Here is a 16,671-nt window from a genome sequence, read left to right on the forward strand (position 1 = left end):
GGCACCGGCCCCGGACGTCCCGGGCCGCGACCGGCGGGCAGTTGGGGCGCTCGCCGGTCGCGACGCGCGTCTCACCGGGGCATTCAGCCCTCGGCGCCGACGCCGGCCACGCTGGCCGTCACGGTCGTCATCTTGATCGACATGGAAATCACCACCTCTCCTGGTGCGGATCTGCCCGGTCCCGGACGGGAACGGGAGTCTGTGGGGACGGCCGGTGGCCGTCCGGACCTGTCAGCCCCAGCCGAGGTCACCGGTGCCGGTGAACGCGGGGCCGTCGGCGCCGGTGACCCCCCAGGCCACCGGGCATCCGCGAGGAACGGTCCTGAACGCGCCACACCCGGCGGGAAGTATCCCGGCGGAAGCTGGCCGGAAAGCGTCCATGACGTTCTTGACAAGCATGTTTCCCCCCAGGGAAAGCTCCTCTGCGCTGTCGCGCGGCATTACCTTGACACGGCGGAACTGGAGGATCACCGCCTGTCAGGGCTCCTATAGGCCCCTGGCACATTCAGGAGGGGTGGATAGCGTGCGAAACGGTGTCAATGCACAACCCGAAGAGGTGTCGCCGCGCGGCGCGGACACCGTCTCGCTCTACTGCGCGACGCTCTCCGCGCCCGGAACCTCCTGGGAGGAGCTGCGCACGACCCTCGGCCTGAGCCCGGAGTCCTTCGACCGGGCGGCGGGGGAACTGCTCGCCCTCGGACTGCTGGAGCACTCCTCGATCACCGGGGACCGGCGCCTGTACGCAGCCGGTCCGGCCAGCGCCCTGCTGCGGATCAGCCGTACCCTCCAGAGCACCCTCGCGGAGGGCCAGCAGCAGCTCGGACGGCTCACCTCGGTGCTCTCCGCCCTCGGCCCCGGCCCCCGGCAGGGCACCGGGGGCGAGGGACCCGTCGAGCGGCTGGTGAGCCTGGAGTCGGTGCAGCGCACGATCACCGAACTCTCCGCGCAGGCGCGGCAGGAGGTGCTCACCTCGCAGCCGGGCGGGCCCCGCCCCCAGGAACAGTTGCAGGAGTCGCGCAGCCGGACCGAGGAGATGCTGGGGCGCGGGATCGCGATGCGGACGCTGTATCAGCGCTCGGCCCAGTTCAGCCCGGTGACGGTGGACTTCGTCCGCTTCGTCACCGCCCTGGGGGCGCAGGTGCACACGGTGGACGACGCCTTCATGCGGCTGCTCGTCTTCGACCGCGAGACCGCCCTCATCTCGCTGCGCGACGACACCGACGGGGCGCTGCTCGTCCGCGATCCGCACGTCGTGCACTTCGCGGTCCAGGCGTACGAGCGGGCCTGGTCGGAGAGCCGTCCCTTCCCCGCGCGCTACGAGCGGCAGCAGGTGGTCGAGGGCTCGGACGCGGTCAAGCAGTCGATCATGCGGCTGCTCGTGGAGGGCCTGGAGGTCGGGGTGATCGCGCGGCGCCTCGGCATCTCGCAGCGGACCTGCCAGCGCCACATATCCGAACTGCTCCACCGGCTCGGCGCCCGCAACCGCCTCCAGGCCGGCTACCTCATCGGCCGCCTCGGCCTGCTGGACGGGGACCCCTCCCCCGCCGACGGGGTCCTGGCCGAGTGACGCGGGCCCGCCGGCGGCGGGAACTCGTCACCGTGGACGACCGTTGGACTGGACACATCCGGAAAACGGACACATCGAAGCGAACGCGACGAAGGAGACCCATGGCCGGCTTTCTCGACCGGGCGAAGGAACAGGCACAGCGTGGGCTCGCCCAGGGCAAGCAGAAGTACGACGAGGTGCAGACCCAGCGCACCGGCGCGGATCTGCTGAAGAAGCTCGGCGCCGCCTACTACGCGGAGCGCCACGGAACCGGCGACGCGGCCGCCACCCAGCGCGCCCTGGACGCCGTGGCGGCGCACGCGGCCACGCACGGGGACGGTTCCCTGCACGGCTGAGGGCGTCCGGTCCCGCGCCCGGCGTGAAGGGTACGTGCCGATACCCCGCACGTCCTGATTCCCGGGCGCGCGACCCGGTACAAGCACTCCAGGAGGCGCCCGCGTCCGGCGGGCGCCGCCGAGCGCAAGGAGCCGGTATGGCCTCCCCGATGTCCGCGGCCTCGTTCCTCGACGTCCTGAAAGGCGAGGGACTCGACCTCGTCGAGGTCGGGGACTGGCGCCACCACAACCGCAACCCGCAGGGCGCCTGGGGGCCGGTGAACGGCGTCATGATCCATCACACCGCCACCTCGGGCGCCGCGGCGACGGTCGACGTGTGCCGCAAGGGCAACGCCGGTCTTCCCGGGCCCCTGTGCCACGGGGTGATCACGAAGGACGGCCGGGTCCACCTCGTCGGCTACGGCCGGGCCAACCACGCGGGTCTCGGGGACGACGAGGTCCTGCGAGCCGTCATCGCCGAGAAGGCCCTGCCGCACGACAACGAGGCCGTGGTCGACGGCAATCCGCGCTTCTACGGCTTCGAGTGCGAGAACCTGGGGGACGGCGAGGACCCGTGGCCGAAGGCGCAGCTCGAAGCGATCGAGAGGGCGGCCGCCGCGATCTGCCGGCACCACGGCTGGTCGGAACGCTCGGTGATCGGCCATCTTGAGTGGCAGCCGGGGAAGATCGACCCGCGCGGCTTCACCATGGCGGCGATGCGGACGCGGATCAAGGAACGGCTGAAGTGACCGCCCGGGCGACGCCGGGACCGCACTGACCGGCGCGCGCCTCAGCGGGGCCCGCCGGGCGCCGGGCCGGTCCCGCCCTCGCCGGATTCCGGGGCCCTCGCGGCGAGCCCGAAGTGCCGCACGACGTGGTCCGCCACCTCGCCCGGCGACCGGTCGGTGTTGTCGATGCGCAGGTAGCCGGGCCGGTCCGCGTACTCGCCCGCCGAGTTGAGGCGGTGCCGGCCGTCCGCCGCCAGCAGGCGGCGCCGGGAGGCCGCGAGATCGCGTTTCGAGGGCTTCTCCGCGAGCCGGAAGGCGCTCTCGTTGCGCCGCAGACGCTCCGGCGTGCTCGCCTCCAGTTCGAGGAGGAGAACCCGGCCGCCGCGCCGCCGGAAGGGTTCGGCGTACCCCTCCAGCGTCTCCGCGTCGCGGGGATCGTCGAAGGCCTGGACGAAGGTGAGGATCAGGCCCGGCAGCTCACTGGCCGCGACCTCCTCGATCACGGCCCGCCGGAAACCGCCCACGAGCCGCGCGAACGGCGGTGTGCCGAAGTCGAAGAACCGCAGGGCCGGCTCGATCGCGACGTGGTTGTGGAACAGGCGCAGCCCCGTGCGCAGGGCGATCTCGTGCCCCACCGTCATCTTCCCCACGGCGGGCGGCCCGACGATCCGCAGGAGGACGGGGGCAAACGGCGCTGGGGCTTCGGTCACCGGGCCACCGTAGTGAGGGCGGCCGCGACGGCGCATCGGTTTCCCCCGCGTGCGGCCCGTCAGCGAGGTGGCCCGGGGGCTGGCCGATGCGCACCGACCAGTGGCTCGGCGCGGGCTCCTACCGCAGGGGCGGCCGGTTGAGACGGGCAAGAGTTCCACGGGTCGTGTCGGCCGTCACGAAGGACAGCTGCCAGGGTCCGGCGTCGACCTGGAACGTCTTGTCGAACCCGACCCACTTGCCCGCCATGTCCCGGCCGGTGGGCTCCACCAGCAGTTGCAGGGCGCCGTGGTAGACGGCGCCCCTGTAGTAGCCGCCCGCCGCCGTTCGCTCGGTCCAGGTGCCCGTCAGCGCCGGTCCGTCCTGGTTCAGATCCAGGAAGATCGGGGAGTCGTTGGACCCCGGCAGGCTCTCTCCCCGCAGTCGGTTGCCCGTCTGCCGGATCAGCACATGGTGATGCCGGGTCACCTCTCCTTTTCCAGTGCTGACGTACGTGTACCGGCTGTGCCAGACACCGGAGAGCGAGCCGCCTCCGGCCGGCTGCTCGCCGCCCAGCACGTACACGGACAGGCCCAGTGCCTGAGCGATGGCGGGCAGCCAGTCGCGGGGCGTCCGGGTGCCCTTCTCGTACCGGTAGATCTCCTGCCGTCCCAGCGCGTCGGGGCCGACACCCGCGACCCGACACGCTTCCTTGGCCAACCGGTCCTGACTCCAGCCGAGTTCGTTGCGCCGGTGGCGAATGCGTTCCCCGATGTCCACACCTCGCATTCTGGCCTACACCGGGCCTACACGAAGGCATACACCGGGCCGCTGCCCACCGCCGCCGAACCGGCTGAGACTCGGAGCATGGACACACAGAACACGACCGGTGACCAGGCTGTTCCCGTCAGCACGGCGGAGTGCGGAGTCTGCGCTCACCTGGAGGAGCAGCGTCAGGGGGCCTTCCGGGTGTACGACTGGAGCAGGGCCACGGACTACCAGGTGCTGACCCGGCGCCACATGCGAGAGGCGCACGAGGAGGACTGCTAGGGGGTGGCCGACGTATCGAGGCCGGGGTCGCGACGCCTGGCACGGCGCTCCCCCGGCCTCCTGGCCGGGCCCCACGCCGCGTTGCCGAAACGCCCCGACAGCTCCTTCCCCGAGCCCTTGACTTTGTGCGAGCAGCTCAGACCCGCCCGAGGCGCTCCGGCACCCTGCGGCGCCGCACCGGACCAGCCGTCCGCGCCCTGCCCGACCCCGATCCGCCGGACGCCCCCTCGCGCGGCCCCGAACTGAACGGCTACACCGGCCCGTCCTCCCGGATCGCCGCCGCCTCCTCCAGGTCCAGTCGGCGCAGCAGTGTCCGGAGCATCTCGTCGTCGATGCGGCGGCGGTCGCGGAGTTCGACGAAGACCTGGCGTTCGGCCGCGATCACCTCGCGGGCCAGTCGGCGGTAGGTGTCGTCGGCGCTCTCCCCGGTCTCCTGGTTGACGGCGCCCAGGCGCTCCCACGGGGCGTTCCTGCGGCGCTCCAGGACGGTGCGCAGGCGGTCGGCGAGCGGGCCGGGCAGGAAGTCGCGGTCGGTGGCGAGCGCGTGCTCCAGGCGCTCCTCGGCGGCCTGGGACGCCTCGCTCTGCGCCTGTGCCTCTATCAGGGTGTCGCGATAGGTGTCGCGCCTGGGCAGGTGCAGGAGCCGGATCAGCGGGGGCAGCGAGAGGCCCTGGACGACGAGGGTGCCGATGACGGTCGTGAAGGTCAGGAAGAGGATCAGGTTGCGTCCGGGGAAGGGCGTCCCGTCGTGCGTCTCGTGCGGGATCGAGAAGGCGACGGCGAGCGAGACGACGCCGCGCATCCCGGCCCAGCCGACGACGAAGGGCTGTTTCCAGGTGGGCTGGGGCTCCCTGCGGCGGATGCGCGCGGAGAAGACGCGAGGCACGAAGGTCCCGGGGTAGACCCACACGAAGCGGGCGAGGACCACCGCGAGGAAGAGGGCCAGCGCGTACCAGACGACGACGGGGCTGTCGTACGGCGCGAGCCCTTCCATCACGACGGGCAGCTGGAGGCCGATGAGGGCGAAGACGGTGGACTCCAGGATGAAGGCGACCATCCGCCACACCGCGTCCTCCTGGAGCCGGGTCGCGAAGTCCACCTGCCAGGAGCGGTGCGCGAGGTAGAGCGCGACGACGACCACGGCGAGCACCCCGGAGGCGTGCACCTGCTCGGCGACGGCGTACGCGAAGAACGGGGTGAGCAGGGACAGCGTGTTCTGGAGCAGGGACTCGCGCAGGTGGGTGCGCAGCCAGTGCAGCGGGACCATGAGGAGCAGGCCCACGCCGACCCCGCCGAAGGAGGCGAGCAGGAACTCGCCGACCGCGCCGCTCCAGCTCGCGCCCTCGCCGATCGCGGCGGCCACGGCGACCTTGAAGGCGGTGATCGCGGTCGCGTCGTTCACCAGGGACTCGCCCTGGAGGATCGTCGTGATGCGGGAGGGCAGTCCCACGCGACGGGCGACGGCGGTCGCGGCGACCGCGTCGGGCGGGGCGACGACCGCGCCGAGGACGAGCGCGGCGGTGAGCGGCAGATCGGGCACCAGGAGGTACGCGACCCAGCCGACCACGAGCGTCGCGAACAGGACGTAGCCGACGGACAGCAGTCCGATGGCGCGGGCCTGGGCCCGCAGGTCGAGGTAGGAGCTGTCGGCGGCCGCCGTGTACAGCAGGGGCGGCAGCAGCAGCGGGAGGACGATCTCCGGGTCCAGGCTGTAGTGCAGTCCCGGTACGTAGGACACGGCGAGCCCCACGGTGACCAGGAGCAGCGGGGCGGGCACGGGGGTGCGGCGCGCGGCCCCGGCCACGGCGGCACTGCCCGCGATCAGCAGCAGCAGTGGCAGAGCGTCCATCGCGGATGCCGTTCCCTTCCCCCGGAAGCGTCGTAGTCTGGCAATCATGAAGGACTGCCCGCACCTGCACGAACTGCCGCACCCCGAGCCGGAGCCGTTGAGCGACACCTGCCTCGACTGCCAGAAGGTGGGCAGCCATCCCGTGCAACTGCGCAAGTGCCTGGTCTGCGGGCAGGTGAGCTGCTGCGACTCCTCCCCGCACCAGCACGCGACGGCGCACTTCAAGGAGTCGGGACACGCCGTGATGCGATCCTTCGAACCGGGGGAGAGCTGGCGTTGGTGCTATGTCGACGGTTCGATCGTCTGAGCTGTGGGTACGTCACCCCGGCGCCGGGTCTTCGGTACGCCGAGGCGTCCCGATCCCGGGCCACTGTCCGCATCCGGTTCCTGACCACGGGTGACGCGGGGGCCGGGGGTCCCCGGGACAGCGGGTGGGGGTGCGCGGTAGCGTCACCGCTGAACGACGTGGCGCGTGTCCCGGGGGATTTCCTCCGGGGCCCGAAAGAGCTTGTACCACCTTGGAGGTGAGGGTGTCCCCTATCGCAGGCGAGCCCGGGACCGAGGACTTCGTGGAAGTCCGGCTGCCGGCAGCGGGTGCCTACCTGTCGGTGCTGCGGACGGCGACGGCCGGCCTCGCGGCGCGTTTGGACTTCACCCTCGACGAGATCGAGGACCTGCGGATCGCGGTCGACGAGGCGTGCGCGATCCTCCTCCAGCAGGCGGTGTCCGGCTCCGTGCTGAGCTGTGTCTTCCGGCTCATCGACGACGCCCTGGAGGTGACCGTGTCCGCCCCGACGACGGACGGCCGGGCGCCCGAGCGGGACACCTTCGCGTGGACGGTCCTCTCGGCCCTCGCGGGCAAGGTGGAGTCCACGGTCGCCGAGGACAGGACGGTCTCCATCTGCCTCTACAAACAACGCGGTGCCGGACCCGGTCCGGCGTGAGGAACGAGGGCGGGCCGGTGCGCGACGAAGAGCGTGACGCATGGGGTCGTCCCGGCGACGGCGGGGGTGGACCGGCGGCAGCGCCGGCCGGTCTGCCGCAGCAGGCCAGGCGGCATCCGTCGGCGGAGCGGCCTCCCGGGGCCGAGGCGCCCCGGGAGGCCGGGGCTCCGGGGCTCGCGGAGCCGCCCGGTCCCGACCGCCGGCGACGGGGGAACGAGCGAAGGGGCACTCCGGGCCCCACGGACGCGGTGGAGCGGGCGGGACGGATGAGTGAGCACCAGCACCCTGGACGGCATGAGCCGGCGGACCGCAGTGGGGCGCGGGCGCTCTTCGTGGAGTTGCGGGAACTGCCGGCCGACTCCGCCGAGTACGCGGAGCTGCGCAACCGGCTGGTGCGGATGCACCTGCCGCTGGTCGAGCACCTGGCGCGGCGCTTCCGCAACCGGGGGGAGCCGCTCGACGACCTGACGCAGGTCGCGACGATCGGGCTGATCAAGTCGGTGGACCGCTTCGACCCGGAGCGGGGCGTGGAGTTCTCCACGTACGCCACGCCCACCGTGGTCGGCGAGATCAAGCGGCACTTCCGGGACAAGGGCTGGGCGGTGCGGGTGCCGCGCCGGCTCCAGGAGCTGCGGCTGTCGCTGACCTCGGCGACGGCGGAGCTGTCGCAGCTGCACGGGCGTTCGCCGACGGTGCACGAGCTCGCGGAGCGGCTGGCGATCTCCGAGGAGGAGGTCCTGGAGGGCCTGGAGTCGGCGAACGCGTACAGCACGCTGTCGCTGGACGTCCCGGACACCGACGACGAGTCCCCGGCGGTGGCGGACACGCTGGGCGCGGAGGACGAGGCGCTGGTGGGCGTCGAGTACCGCGAGTCCCTCAAGCCGCTGCTGGAGGATCTGCCGCCCCGTGAAAAACGGATTCTGCTGCTGCGCTTCTTCGGGAACATGACCCAGTCGCAGATCGCGCAGGAGGTCGGGATCTCGCAGATGCACGTGTCCCGGCTGCTGGCCCGTACGCTCGCGCAGCTGCGCGACCGGCTCCTCGTCGAGGAGTAGGCGGGGCGGGGAGGCGCCGCGGCTCAGGCGGCGTCGCTGGGGGCGCGGATGCCGAGCGCCTCGGTCGTGGCCCGGTTGACGAGGCACACGAGGCCGGCGACCGCGGCCGCGGCGAGCACGATGCCGCCGGGGATCATGAGGCTGTCGGCCTGGAGCAGCGTCCAGGCCACCGGCAGCGCCATGATCTGCGTGATCATGGCGGGGCCGCGGCTCCAGCGGCGGCGCAGCCACAGACCGCGGGCGGCGATCAGCGGGATGGCGGCGAGGACGAGAAGGGTCACTCCCCCGGTGAGGGCTCCCTCGCGGTCCCCCGAGCTGTCGGCGAGTCCGCGTACCAGCATGTAGATCCCGCCGGCGAGGAGCGCCGCGCCCTCCAGCGCGGACAGCAGCGCGGCCACGGTCAGCCGCGTGGGGCGCGGCCCGGCCTCGGGGGTGGGGGTCGGCTCAGTACTCACCTCAGCAGGGTAGCCCGGGGGCCGGTCGGTGCTCCGTCGGGTGCCCCCGGGGCCCCTTCGGTGTCAGTCGGGTCACCTCGGGCCCCGTGGGCGGGCTACCGCTGGGTACCCTGCTTTTCATGCGTGCTCTCCTCGTGGTCAATCCGGCGGCTACCACCACCAGTGCGCGCACGCGTGACGTGCTGATCCACGCGCTGGCCAGCGAGATGAAGCTGGAGGCGGTGACGACCGAGTACCGGGGACACGGCCGGGACCTCGGGCGGCAGGCCGCCGAGGCGAAGGACATCGACCTGGTCGTGGCGCTGGGCGGCGACGGCACCGTCAACGAGGTGGTCAACGGGCTGCTGCACCGCGGCCCCGATCCGGCGACCCTGCCGGGGCTCGCGGTGGTGCCCGGTGGTTCCACCAACGTCTTCGCGCGGGCCCTGGGCCTGCCCAACGACGCGGTCGAGGCCACCGGGGCGATCCTGCACGCGCTGCACGAGCGCAGTGAGCGCACGGTGGGCCTGGGGCTGGCCTCGGGAACGCCGGGCAGTGAGGACGAGGCGGTGCCGCCCCGCTGGTTCACCTTCAACGCGGGGCTCGGTTTCGACGCGGGCGTCGTGGGCCGGGTCGAACAGAAGCGGGAGCGCGGGAAACGCTCGACGCACGCACTGTACGTACGCCAGTTGCTGCGCCAGTTCGTGGACGAACCGCACCGTCGCAGCGGCCGGATCACGCTGGAGCGGGCGGGCGAGGACCCGGTGACGGACCTCGTGCTGTCGATAATCTGCAACACCTCTCCGTGGACCTACCTGGGCAACAGACCGCTCTACGCCTCCCCGGACGCCTCCTTCGACACGGGCCTCGACGTGCTGGGGCTGAGCCGGCTGTCCACGGCGGCGGTCGCGAAATACGGGACCCAGTTGCTGGCATCAAGTCCCGATCGCGGGCCACACGGTAGGCATGCGGTATCGCTCCACGACCTCACGGACTTCACCTTGCATTCGAAGGTTCCCCTGCCCTTCCAGATGGACGGTGACCATCTGGGACTCCGTACGAGCGTGACGTTCACAGGCGTACACCGTGCACTGCGTGTGATTGTGTGAGTGGAAGCGGCGAAAGTCCTTTCACTCGAACGTTTAGAGCACGATCCACCCCATAGAAGTACGGCTGTGACCTAGTCGACACCGAGGAATCAAAAAAAACTTTCCGGAAGGGGTTGTATCCCGCGCCGAGGTTTGCGAATCTCTACATGGCGATCGGGACGGCCCACACAGTGGCCCCCACGGAGAGCCAGAACCCCTCCTCACCTTCAGGACCACACCAGGCAACTGGTTCGTCGGCCCTTCTCTTGCGGGGGGATTCGTGAAAGCGTTCACATTCACAAGCAACGTGCATGTAATACCAAGGAGAGGTAGCAGCCATGGACTGGCGTCACAACGCCGTTTGCCGCGAGGAAGACCCCGAGCTCTTCTTCCCCATCGGCAACACCGGTCCTGCCCTGCTGCAGATCGAGGAAGCCAAGGCCGTCTGCCGTCGCTGCCCGGTAATCGAGCAGTGCCTGCAGTGGGCGCTTGAGTCCGGCCAGGACTCCGGCGTCTGGGGTGGCCTCAGCGAGGACGAGCGCCGCGCAATGAAGCGCCGCGCCGCTCGCAACCGGGCGCGCAACGCGACCGCCTGAGTGCCCCGACGAGCCTGAGCTTGGCGGCGCGTACAGCGTGTACGCACTACCCGCCCCCGAGCCGCAGCGCGCAGTACCCGTCGATGTTCCCCGAGCATCGCGACAGCGGTACCCATAAGACGATGTGAACAGTAAGGCCCGGACCGGTCACTGACGACCGGTCCGGGCCTTTCTGCTGCCCGCGAGGGGGAGGAGCGCGACGCCCCTCCCCCTTCGCTTATTTGTCCTGGTCCACCGGGATGTCGAGCACGACGCGGGTGCCGCCTCCCGGGGCGGGCTGCATGTCGAAGCCGCCGCCGAGTTCGCCCTCGACCAGGGTGCGGACGATCTGGAGGCCCAGGTTGCCGGAGCGGTGCGGGTCGAAGCCCTCGGGCAGCCCCACCCCGTCGTCCTGCACGGTGATGAGCAGCCTGCTCTCCCTGCTGCCGCCGCCGCGTACGGCGGAGACCTCGACGCCGCCGGTGTCCCCGGGGCCGAAGCCGTGCTCCAGGGCGTTCTGGATGACCTCGGTGAGCACCATCGACAGCGGGGTCGCGACCTCGGCGGCCAGTATCCCGAAGCGTCCGGTGCGCCGGGTCCTGACGGCGCCCGGGGAGATCTCGGCGACCATCGTCAGGACCCGGTCGGCGATCTCGTCGAACTCCACGCGCTCGTCCAGGTTCTGGGACAGCGTCTCGTGCACGATCGCGATGGAGCCGACCCGGCGCACCGCCTCCTCCAGCCCGGCGCGGCCCCGATCGGAGTCGATGCGGCGGGCCTGGAGGCGCAGCAGGGCGGCGACGGTCTGGAGGTTGTTCTTCACCCGGTGGTGGATCTCCCGGATGGTCGCGTCCTTGGTCATCAGTTCCCGTTCGCGGCGGCGCAGTTCCGTCACGTCGCGCAGCAGGACCAGTGAACCGATGCGTACGCCCTTGGGTTTGAGCGGGATGGCGCGCAACTGGATGACGCCGTCGCCGCCCTCGACCTCGGTCTCCCTGGGGGCCCAGCCGCTCGCGAGTTTGACCAGTGCCTCGTCCACCGGGCCCTTGGAGGGGGCGAGTTCGGCGGTGGCCCTGCCGAGGTGCAGCCCTACGAGGTCGGCGGCGAGGCCGAGGCGGTGGTAGGCCGACAGGGCGTTCGGCGAGGCGTACTGGACGACTCCGTCGGCGTCGAGGCGGATCAGTCCGTCGCCCACGCGCGGTGAGGCGTCCATGTCGACCTGCTGGTCCGGGAAGGGGAAGGAGCCGGCCGCGATCATCTGCGCGAGGTCCGAGGCGCTCTGGAGGTAGCTCAGCTCCAGCCGGCTCGGAGTGCGCACCGTGAGCAGGTTGGTGTTGCGCCCGATCACGCCGAGCACGCGCCCTTCGCGGCGCACCGGGATGGACTCGACCCGGACCGGGACCTCCTCGCGCCACTCGGGGTCGCCCTCGCGCACGATCCGGCCCTCGTCGAGCGCGGCGTCCAGCATGGGGCGCCTACCGCGCGGCACGAGGTGGCCGACCATGTCGTCCTGGTAGGAGGTGGGGCCCGTGTTGGGCCGCATCTGGGCGACCGAGACGTACCGCGTCCCGTCCCGGGTGGGGACCCAGAGCACGAGGTCGGCGAAGGAGAGGTCGGAGAGCAACTGCCACTCCGAGACCAGCAGGTGCAGCCATTCGAGATCGGAGTCGCTGAGGGCCGTGTGCTGGCGTACGAGGTCGTTCATGGAGGGCACTCTGGGAGCGTACCCGGACCGAACGGGAGTACGGGACACGCTGCGCGGGGGCGCGGTCTCGCGTCCCGATGGTGCGCGGGGGGCCGCGAAGCCCGCGGGCCGCGGCGCCGGGACGGGACCCTCGGCCCGTCCGGCGCCGCGGCCCGGAGTCGCTTCCCCTGACTCGTGCGGGAGCCGGGGGCCGAAGGCCGCCGGGTGTGCGGTGCCCGGTGGCCGGTGTGGAGGGCCCGGCGCGGTCAGGGCAGAGAGCGCCAGGTCCTCCGGTCCGCCTCCCTGTGCGGGGGAGGCGGAAGCTTCGTTCTCATTCTGGACTAGACCATTCTCGATGTCCATGGCCTCCGTGTCCATGGTGCGGACGTCCGGGAGCGCGGCCGGTTGCGGGGCCGGACGAGCCGCCGCACGGGCGCGCCGGTCTCCCGACGGGGCGGCGCACGGGGCCGTGGCACCACTCTCCCGCACCCGGCTGCCGCTGGGAAGGGCCGGACGGCACCGGGGCGGGGCGGGTGGGGGGAGCGACGGGGAGCGTGGGCTCAGACGTCGGCGGGTGCCCCCGGCCACGCGGCGGTGGCGAGGGCGGCGATCCCCTCCAGCACGGTCCGGCTCGCCCCGTCCCTGGCCTGCTGGGACAGCCCCTGGACGACGGCCCCGACGTAATGGGCGAGGGCGGTGGGGTCGGTCCCGGGCGCGAGGCGTCCCGCGTCGGCGTCCTCCCGCACCCGGCCCTCGATGAGGGCGATCGTCGCGTTGCGGCGCCGGCGCAGGTCCTCCTCGACCTCGGGGCTCGTGCAGTTGATCGCCGCCGTGATGACGAGGCAGCCGCGCGGACGGCCGGCGACCCCGTACTCGGCGGCGGCCTCCCGCAGCAGCCGCTCGACGGCGGCGCGGCCGGTGGGCTCCTCGGCCAGCGCGCGGCCGGCGAAGGCGCCGTAGGTCGCGCCGTAGACGTCGAGGACCTCCTCGAACAGCCCGCGCTTGTCGCCGAAGGCGGCGTAGAGGCTGGGCGGGCTGATGCCCATGGCGCGGGTGAGCCCGGCGACCGAGGTGGCCTCGTAGCCGTGTTCCCAGAAGATGCGCAGGGCGCGTTCGAGGGCCTGTTCGCGGTCGAAGGCGCGAGGGCGTCCGCGCTGGGTGGTGGCCATGACTGGATTCTATAGCGACCGCTAGATAAATCGGCCCGGCCCGGCTACGGTCTCTTTCTATAGCGACCGCTATAGAAAGAGACCGGAGGCATGGGGGGACCCGTGCGTCCGCGGACAGAGAGGGGCGCCGTCATGGGCGTGGGGACGGGCAGGCTCGCGGGCAGGACCGCGTTGGTCACCGGGGGCGGCCGGGGCATCGGCCGGGGCATCGCCGAGCGGCTGGGCAGGGAGGGGGCCCGGGTCGGGGTGCACTACGGGCACGACGAGACCTCGGCGAAGGAGACGGTCGCGGCGATCGAGGCGGCGGGCGGCTCCGCGTTCCCCGTGCACGCGGAGCTGGGCGTGCCCGGCGACGCGCGGCGCCTGTGGGAGAACTTCGACCGGGAGGCCGGGGAGCTGGACGTCCTGGTCAACAACGCGGGCATCGGGACCTCGGGGCCGTACGCGCAGATCGACGAGGCGGACTACGACAAGCTGTTCGCGGTGAACACGCGGGCGCCGTTCTTCGTGACCCGCCTGGGCCTCGACCGGATGCGCGAGGGCGGCCGAATCGTCAACGTCTCGACCGGGCTGACCCACTCGGCCGTGATGCCGGACCTGGTCGCGTACTCGATGACGAAGGCCGCGCTGGAGGTCTTCACGCGGGATCTGTCGCGCACGGTCGGCCCGCGCGGGATCACGGTCAACGCGGTGGCCCCGGGGATCATCGCGACCGACAACACCGCCCCGATCCTGAGTTCCCCCGAGGCACAGGCCGAGGCCGCCGGACTGTCCGCCCTCGGCCGGGTGGGCGAGCCGGCCGACGTCGGCGACGTCGTGGCCTTCCTCGCCTCGGACGACAGCCGGTGGGTCACGGGCGCGTGGATCGACGTGACGGGGGGCTCGGTGTGACGGGGCCCCGGGGGCGCGTGGAGCCGCCGGCCGGGTGCACTGGCCCTCCGGCCGAGGCGGCGCTTACCTGGAAGAGGAGGGAGGGGGCGCGAGGACCGTGAGCGGGCGCAGGGCTCTCGCCGTCCCGCCTCCCGAAAAGGCCCTCGGCACGGAGGCCACTCTCTGCTAAATTGGTCTATACCACATGTCACTTCTCTGATCGGCAGGCTCAGCGTGGAAGTTGTCATAGTCCCGGACGCCGCAGCGGGCGGCGCGCTCGTCGCGGACGCGATCGCGAAGCTGCTGCGCGCCAAGCCCGAGGCGCTTCTCGGCGTGGCCACCGGCTCCACCCCGCTGCCCGTCTACCAGGCCCTGACCGGTCTCGTGGGTGCGGGCGCGGCGGACGTCTCGCGCGCCCGGGTGTGCCAGCTCGACGAGTACGTGGGCCTGCCGGCCGGGCACCCCGAGTCGTACCGCTCCACGGTGCTGCGCGAGGTCGTGGAACCGCTGGGCCTGGACCCGGCCGCCTTCCTGGGACCGGACGGCTCTGCCGAGGACGTGCGGGCGGCCTGCCTCGCCTACGACCAGGCGCTCAGGGACGCGGGCGGTGTCGACCTCCAGATCCTCGGCATCGGCACCGACGGGCACATCGGCTTCAACGAGCCGTGCTCCTCGCTGGCCTCGCGCACCCGGATCAAGACGCTCACCGAGCAGACCCGGGTGGACAACGCGCGCTTCTTCGGCGGCGACATCGAGCAGGTCCCGCACCACGTCATCACGCAGGGCATCGGCACCATCCTGGAGGCGCGGCACCTCGTGCTGCTGGCCACCGGCGAGGGCAAGGCCGAGGCGGTGGCGCAGACCGTGGAGGGCCCGGTGGCCGCCGTGGTCCCGGCCTCCGCGCTCCAGCTGCACCCGCACGCGACGGTCGTCGTGGACGAGGCGGCGGCCTCCAAGCTCAAGCTCGCCGACTACTTCCGCGCGACCTGGGCGGCGAAGCCGGACTGGCAGGGTCTGTAGGCCGCCCTCCCCCGGGCTGCCCGCGCCGCCCCTCCCCGGCGTGCGAAAGCGCGGGTGCCGGATTCCTCCCCCCGTGAGGAACCCGGCACCCGCGCTTCGTCATACCCGGGCCCGCGGGCCGGCCGCGCTCAGCCGCGTACGCCGGTGAGCACCTCGGCCGCGGCGATCCCGCACACCCGGGCCGCACCGTGCGTCGCGAGGTACGGGGCGCCGGCCGGGGCCGACTGCGGTACCCCCATCTCGACGACGACGGTGTCCGGGCGGGCGGCGAGCAGGGCGGTCAGCGCCTCGGCCATCCACGCGTGCCGGTGGGCGTCGCGGACGACGGCGACCACGCGCCGCTGCCCCGCCGCCGCGAGCACCCGGGCGGCGAGCGCCCGTCCGTCGCTCGCGCCGTCCGCTCCGTACGTGTCGCTCGCGCTGCCCGGCAGCAGCCGCTCCAGTTCGGCGGCCACGCCCCACGGGGTCTCGTCGCCGACCGCGATGTTGGCGACCGGGGTGAAGACGGCCGTGTACGGGGTCCCGGTGAGCGGGGCGAAGCCCTCGGCGGGGGTGACGGTCACCGCGCGGCGGGCCGCCGCGAGGCCGATCTCCGGGGCCGGGGCCTGCTCGGGGCGGGCCGCGGCGCTCGTCCAGCGGGCGAGTTCGCGCACCCGCTCGGCGGCCTCGGCCAGGCGCTCCTCGGACAGTTCCCCGCCGCGTACGGCCGCGACGAGCGCGTCGCGCAGGGACAGCACGGTCGCCTCGTCGGCGAGTCCGCCGCCCACGCAGATCGCGTCGGCCCCGGCCGCGACGGCGAGGACGCTGCCGCGCTCGATGCCGTACGTCGAGGCGATGGCCTGCATCTCCATGCCGTCGGTCACGATGAGCCCGGTGTAGCCCAGCTCCTCGCGCAGCAGCCCGGTGAGGATGCGGCGGCTGAGGGTCGCGGGCAGCTCCGGGTCGAGGGCGGGCACCAGGATGTGGGCGCTCATCAGGGCGCGGCTGCCGGCCCCGATCGCCGCGAGGAACGGGGCGAGTTCACGGGAGCGCAGCAGTTCGGCGGGGGCGCCGATCGCGGGCAGCGCGAGGTGCGAGTCGACGTTGGTGTCGCCGTGCCCGGGGAAGTGCTTCGTGCAGGCGGCGACGCCCGCGGACTGGAGCCCCTCGACGTACGCGGCGGTGTGCCGGGAGACCAGCGCGGGGTCGGCGCCGAAGGAGCGCACCCCGATCACCGGGTTGCCCGGGTCGGAGTTGACGTCCCCGGAGGGCGCCCAGTTGAAGTTGACCCCGCACTCGGCGAGCCGGCGGCCCAGTTCGCGGGCGACCGCGTAAGTCAGCTCGGGGTCGTCGACCGCGCCCAGGGCGTGGTTGCCGGGGAAGGAGGAGCCCTCGGCGACCTCCAGGCGGGTGACGTCGCCGCCCTCCTCGTCGATCGCGACGAGGATGTCCTCGCGCTCGGCGCGCAGCTGGGCGGTGAGCGCGGCGAGCTGCTCGGGCCCGGCGATGTTGCGGCCGAACAGGCCGACGGAGGCGAGCCCCTGGCCGATCCTGCGCAGCAGCCAGTCGGGCGCGGTCGTCCCGGTGAACCCGGGCTGGAGCACGGTGAGGGCGTCGCGGGTCAGGGTGTCCGCGGGGCTGGTGAGTGTGGTCATGGG

Annotated in this window: 18 protein-coding genes; 11 read left to right on the forward strand and 7 right to left on the reverse strand. The window is 72.5% G+C overall.

Annotated features, from left to right (window positions below):
- Positions 1–523 precede the first annotated feature (523 nt).
- From AB0J21_RS25990 to AB0J21_RS26000, 3 genes are all read left to right on the forward strand, one after another.
- On the forward strand, positions 524–1,567 hold the full coding sequence (locus AB0J21_RS25990) for a LuxR C-terminal-related transcriptional regulator (protein ID WP_363148517.1): 1,044 nt from the start codon (positions 524–526) through the stop codon (positions 1,565–1,567).
- A gap of 101 nt (positions 1,568–1,668) precedes the next feature.
- The gene (locus AB0J21_RS25995) at positions 1,669–1,902 is read left to right on the forward strand and encodes a hypothetical protein (RefSeq protein ID WP_363148519.1); all 234 of its coding nucleotides are present in this window, start codon (positions 1,669–1,671) and stop codon (positions 1,900–1,902) included.
- Between the two features lie 137 nt (positions 1,903–2,039).
- On the forward strand, positions 2,040–2,630 hold the full coding sequence (locus AB0J21_RS26000) for an N-acetylmuramoyl-L-alanine amidase (RefSeq protein WP_363148520.1): 591 nt from the start codon (positions 2,040–2,042) through the stop codon (positions 2,628–2,630).
- Positions 2,631–2,671: 41 nt separating this feature from the next.
- Here the strand turns inward: AB0J21_RS26000 and AB0J21_RS26005 are convergent, their stop codons facing one another.
- Both AB0J21_RS26005 and AB0J21_RS26010 read right to left on the reverse strand, forming a co-directional pair.
- Positions 2,672–3,319 (reverse strand): hypothetical protein, encoded by a 648-nt coding sequence (locus tag AB0J21_RS26005; protein WP_363148521.1) that lies wholly within the window; start codon positions 3,317–3,319, stop codon positions 2,672–2,674.
- Positions 3,320–3,437: 118 nt separating this feature from the next.
- Positions 3,438–4,076 (reverse strand): helix-turn-helix transcriptional regulator, encoded by a 639-nt coding sequence (locus tag AB0J21_RS26010; protein WP_363148522.1) that lies wholly within the window; start codon positions 4,074–4,076, stop codon positions 3,438–3,440.
- Between the two features lie 87 nt (positions 4,077–4,163).
- Here AB0J21_RS26010 and AB0J21_RS26015 point away from each other — a divergent pair, with 87 nt between their 5' ends.
- Entirely contained in the window at positions 4,164–4,346 is a 183-nt protein-coding gene (locus AB0J21_RS26015) for a hypothetical protein (RefSeq protein ID WP_363148523.1), read from the forward strand.
- 250 nt (positions 4,347–4,596) lie between these two features.
- Here AB0J21_RS26015 and AB0J21_RS26020 read toward each other — a convergent pair whose 3' ends face one another.
- Positions 4,597–6,195 (reverse strand): Na+/H+ antiporter, encoded by a 1,599-nt coding sequence (locus AB0J21_RS26020; RefSeq protein ID WP_363148524.1) that lies wholly within the window; start codon positions 6,193–6,195, stop codon positions 4,597–4,599.
- 46 nt (positions 6,196–6,241) lie between these two features.
- Here AB0J21_RS26020 and AB0J21_RS26025 point away from each other — a divergent pair, with 46 nt between their 5' ends.
- The 3 genes from AB0J21_RS26025 (at position 6,242) to AB0J21_RS26035 (ending at position 8,194) form a co-directional block, all read left to right on the forward strand.
- A complete protein-coding gene (locus AB0J21_RS26025) occupies positions 6,242–6,502 on the forward strand; it encodes a UBP-type zinc finger domain-containing protein (protein WP_363148525.1) in 261 nt (86 codons plus the stop codon).
- Between the two features lie 223 nt (positions 6,503–6,725).
- On the forward strand, positions 6,726–7,139 hold the full coding sequence (locus tag AB0J21_RS26030) for an anti-sigma regulatory factor (RefSeq protein WP_363148526.1): 414 nt from the start codon (positions 6,726–6,728) through the stop codon (positions 7,137–7,139).
- Positions 7,140–7,156: 17 nt separating this feature from the next.
- Positions 7,157–8,194 (forward strand): RNA polymerase sigma factor SigF, encoded by a 1,038-nt coding sequence (locus AB0J21_RS26035; protein ID WP_363148527.1) that lies wholly within the window; start codon positions 7,157–7,159, stop codon positions 8,192–8,194.
- 23 nt (positions 8,195–8,217) lie between these two features.
- Here AB0J21_RS26035 and AB0J21_RS26040 read toward each other — a convergent pair whose 3' ends face one another.
- A complete protein-coding gene (locus AB0J21_RS26040; RefSeq protein ID WP_363148528.1) occupies positions 8,218–8,649 on the reverse strand; it encodes a hypothetical protein in 432 nt (143 codons plus the stop codon).
- A gap of 119 nt (positions 8,650–8,768) precedes the next feature.
- On the opposite strand from AB0J21_RS26040, the gene AB0J21_RS26045 reads away from it, so the two are divergent.
- Together AB0J21_RS26045 and AB0J21_RS26050 are read left to right on the forward strand one after the other, a co-directional pair.
- Entirely contained in the window at positions 8,769–9,737 is a 969-nt protein-coding gene (locus AB0J21_RS26045; RefSeq protein WP_363148529.1) for a diacylglycerol kinase family protein, read from the forward strand.
- A 317-nt stretch (positions 9,738–10,054) separates the two neighbouring features.
- Entirely contained in the window at positions 10,055–10,312 is a 258-nt protein-coding gene (locus AB0J21_RS26050; RefSeq protein WP_008745686.1) for a WhiB family transcriptional regulator, read from the forward strand.
- Positions 10,313–10,529: 217 nt separating this feature from the next.
- Here AB0J21_RS26050 and AB0J21_RS26055 read toward each other — a convergent pair whose 3' ends face one another.
- Both AB0J21_RS26055 and AB0J21_RS26060 read right to left on the reverse strand, forming a co-directional pair.
- Positions 10,530–11,996 (reverse strand): PAS domain-containing sensor histidine kinase, encoded by a 1,467-nt coding sequence (locus AB0J21_RS26055; protein ID WP_363148530.1) that lies wholly within the window; start codon positions 11,994–11,996, stop codon positions 10,530–10,532.
- Between the two features lie 539 nt (positions 11,997–12,535).
- On the reverse strand, positions 12,536–13,144 hold the full coding sequence (locus tag AB0J21_RS26060; RefSeq protein WP_363148531.1) for a TetR/AcrR family transcriptional regulator: 609 nt from the start codon (positions 13,142–13,144) through the stop codon (positions 12,536–12,538).
- A 132-nt stretch (positions 13,145–13,276) separates the two neighbouring features.
- Here AB0J21_RS26060 and AB0J21_RS26065 point away from each other — a divergent pair, with 132 nt between their 5' ends.
- The gene (locus tag AB0J21_RS26065) at positions 13,277–14,035 is read left to right on the forward strand and encodes an SDR family oxidoreductase (RefSeq protein ID WP_363148532.1); all 759 of its coding nucleotides are present in this window, start codon (positions 13,277–13,279) and stop codon (positions 14,033–14,035) included.
- 213 nt (positions 14,036–14,248) lie between these two features.
- Positions 14,249–15,034, forward strand: coding sequence for a glucosamine-6-phosphate deaminase (gene nagB / locus AB0J21_RS26070; protein WP_363148533.1), 786 nt, complete (start codon positions 14,249–14,251; stop codon positions 15,032–15,034).
- Between the two features lie 128 nt (positions 15,035–15,162).
- Here the strand turns inward: nagB and AB0J21_RS26075 are convergent, their stop codons facing one another.
- Positions 15,163–16,668 carry a glycoside hydrolase family 3 protein gene (locus AB0J21_RS26075; protein ID WP_363148534.1) on the reverse strand — a complete coding sequence of 502 codons (1,506 nt, stop codon included), beginning with the start codon at positions 16,666–16,668 and terminating at the stop codon, positions 15,163–15,165.
- Positions 16,669–16,671: the final 3 nt, after the last annotated feature.

The sequence above is a fragment of the Streptomyces sp. NPDC049954 genome (genome assembly GCF_040656295.1).
GTDB lineage: Bacteria > Actinomycetota > Actinomycetes > Streptomycetales > Streptomycetaceae > Streptomyces.

Excerpts from the sequence above, each read along its gene's own strand:
- AB0J21_RS25995 (WP_363148519.1), top strand. The coding sequence starts at position 1,669 with ATGGCCGGCTTTCTCGACCGGGCGAAGGAACAGGCACAGCGTGGGCTC.
- AB0J21_RS26000 (WP_363148520.1), top strand. The coding sequence starts at position 2,040 with ATGGCCTCCCCGATGTCCGCGGCCTCGTTCCTCGACGTCCTGAAAGGC.
- AB0J21_RS26015 (WP_363148523.1), top strand. The coding sequence starts at position 4,164 with ATGGACACACAGAACACGACCGGTGACCAGGCTGTTCCCGTCAGCACG.
- AB0J21_RS26020 (WP_363148524.1), bottom strand. The coding sequence starts at position 6,195 with ATGGACGCTCTGCCACTGCTGCTGCTGATCGCGGGCAGTGCCGCCGTG.
- AB0J21_RS26025 (WP_363148525.1), top strand. The coding sequence starts at position 6,242 with ATGAAGGACTGCCCGCACCTGCACGAACTGCCGCACCCCGAGCCGGAG.
- AB0J21_RS26045 (WP_363148529.1), top strand. The coding sequence starts at position 8,769 with ATGCGTGCTCTCCTCGTGGTCAATCCGGCGGCTACCACCACCAGTGCG.
- AB0J21_RS26050 (WP_008745686.1), top strand. The coding sequence starts at position 10,055 with ATGGACTGGCGTCACAACGCCGTTTGCCGCGAGGAAGACCCCGAGCTC.
- AB0J21_RS26055 (WP_363148530.1), bottom strand. The coding sequence starts at position 11,996 with ATGAACGACCTCGTACGCCAGCACACGGCCCTCAGCGACTCCGATCTC.
- AB0J21_RS26060 (WP_363148531.1), bottom strand. The coding sequence starts at position 13,144 with ATGGCCACCACCCAGCGCGGACGCCCTCGCGCCTTCGACCGCGAACAG.
- AB0J21_RS26065 (WP_363148532.1), top strand. The coding sequence starts at position 13,277 with ATGGGCGTGGGGACGGGCAGGCTCGCGGGCAGGACCGCGTTGGTCACC.
- AB0J21_RS26075 (WP_363148534.1), bottom strand. The coding sequence starts at position 16,668 with ATGACCACACTCACCAGCCCCGCGGACACCCTGACCCGCGACGCCCTC.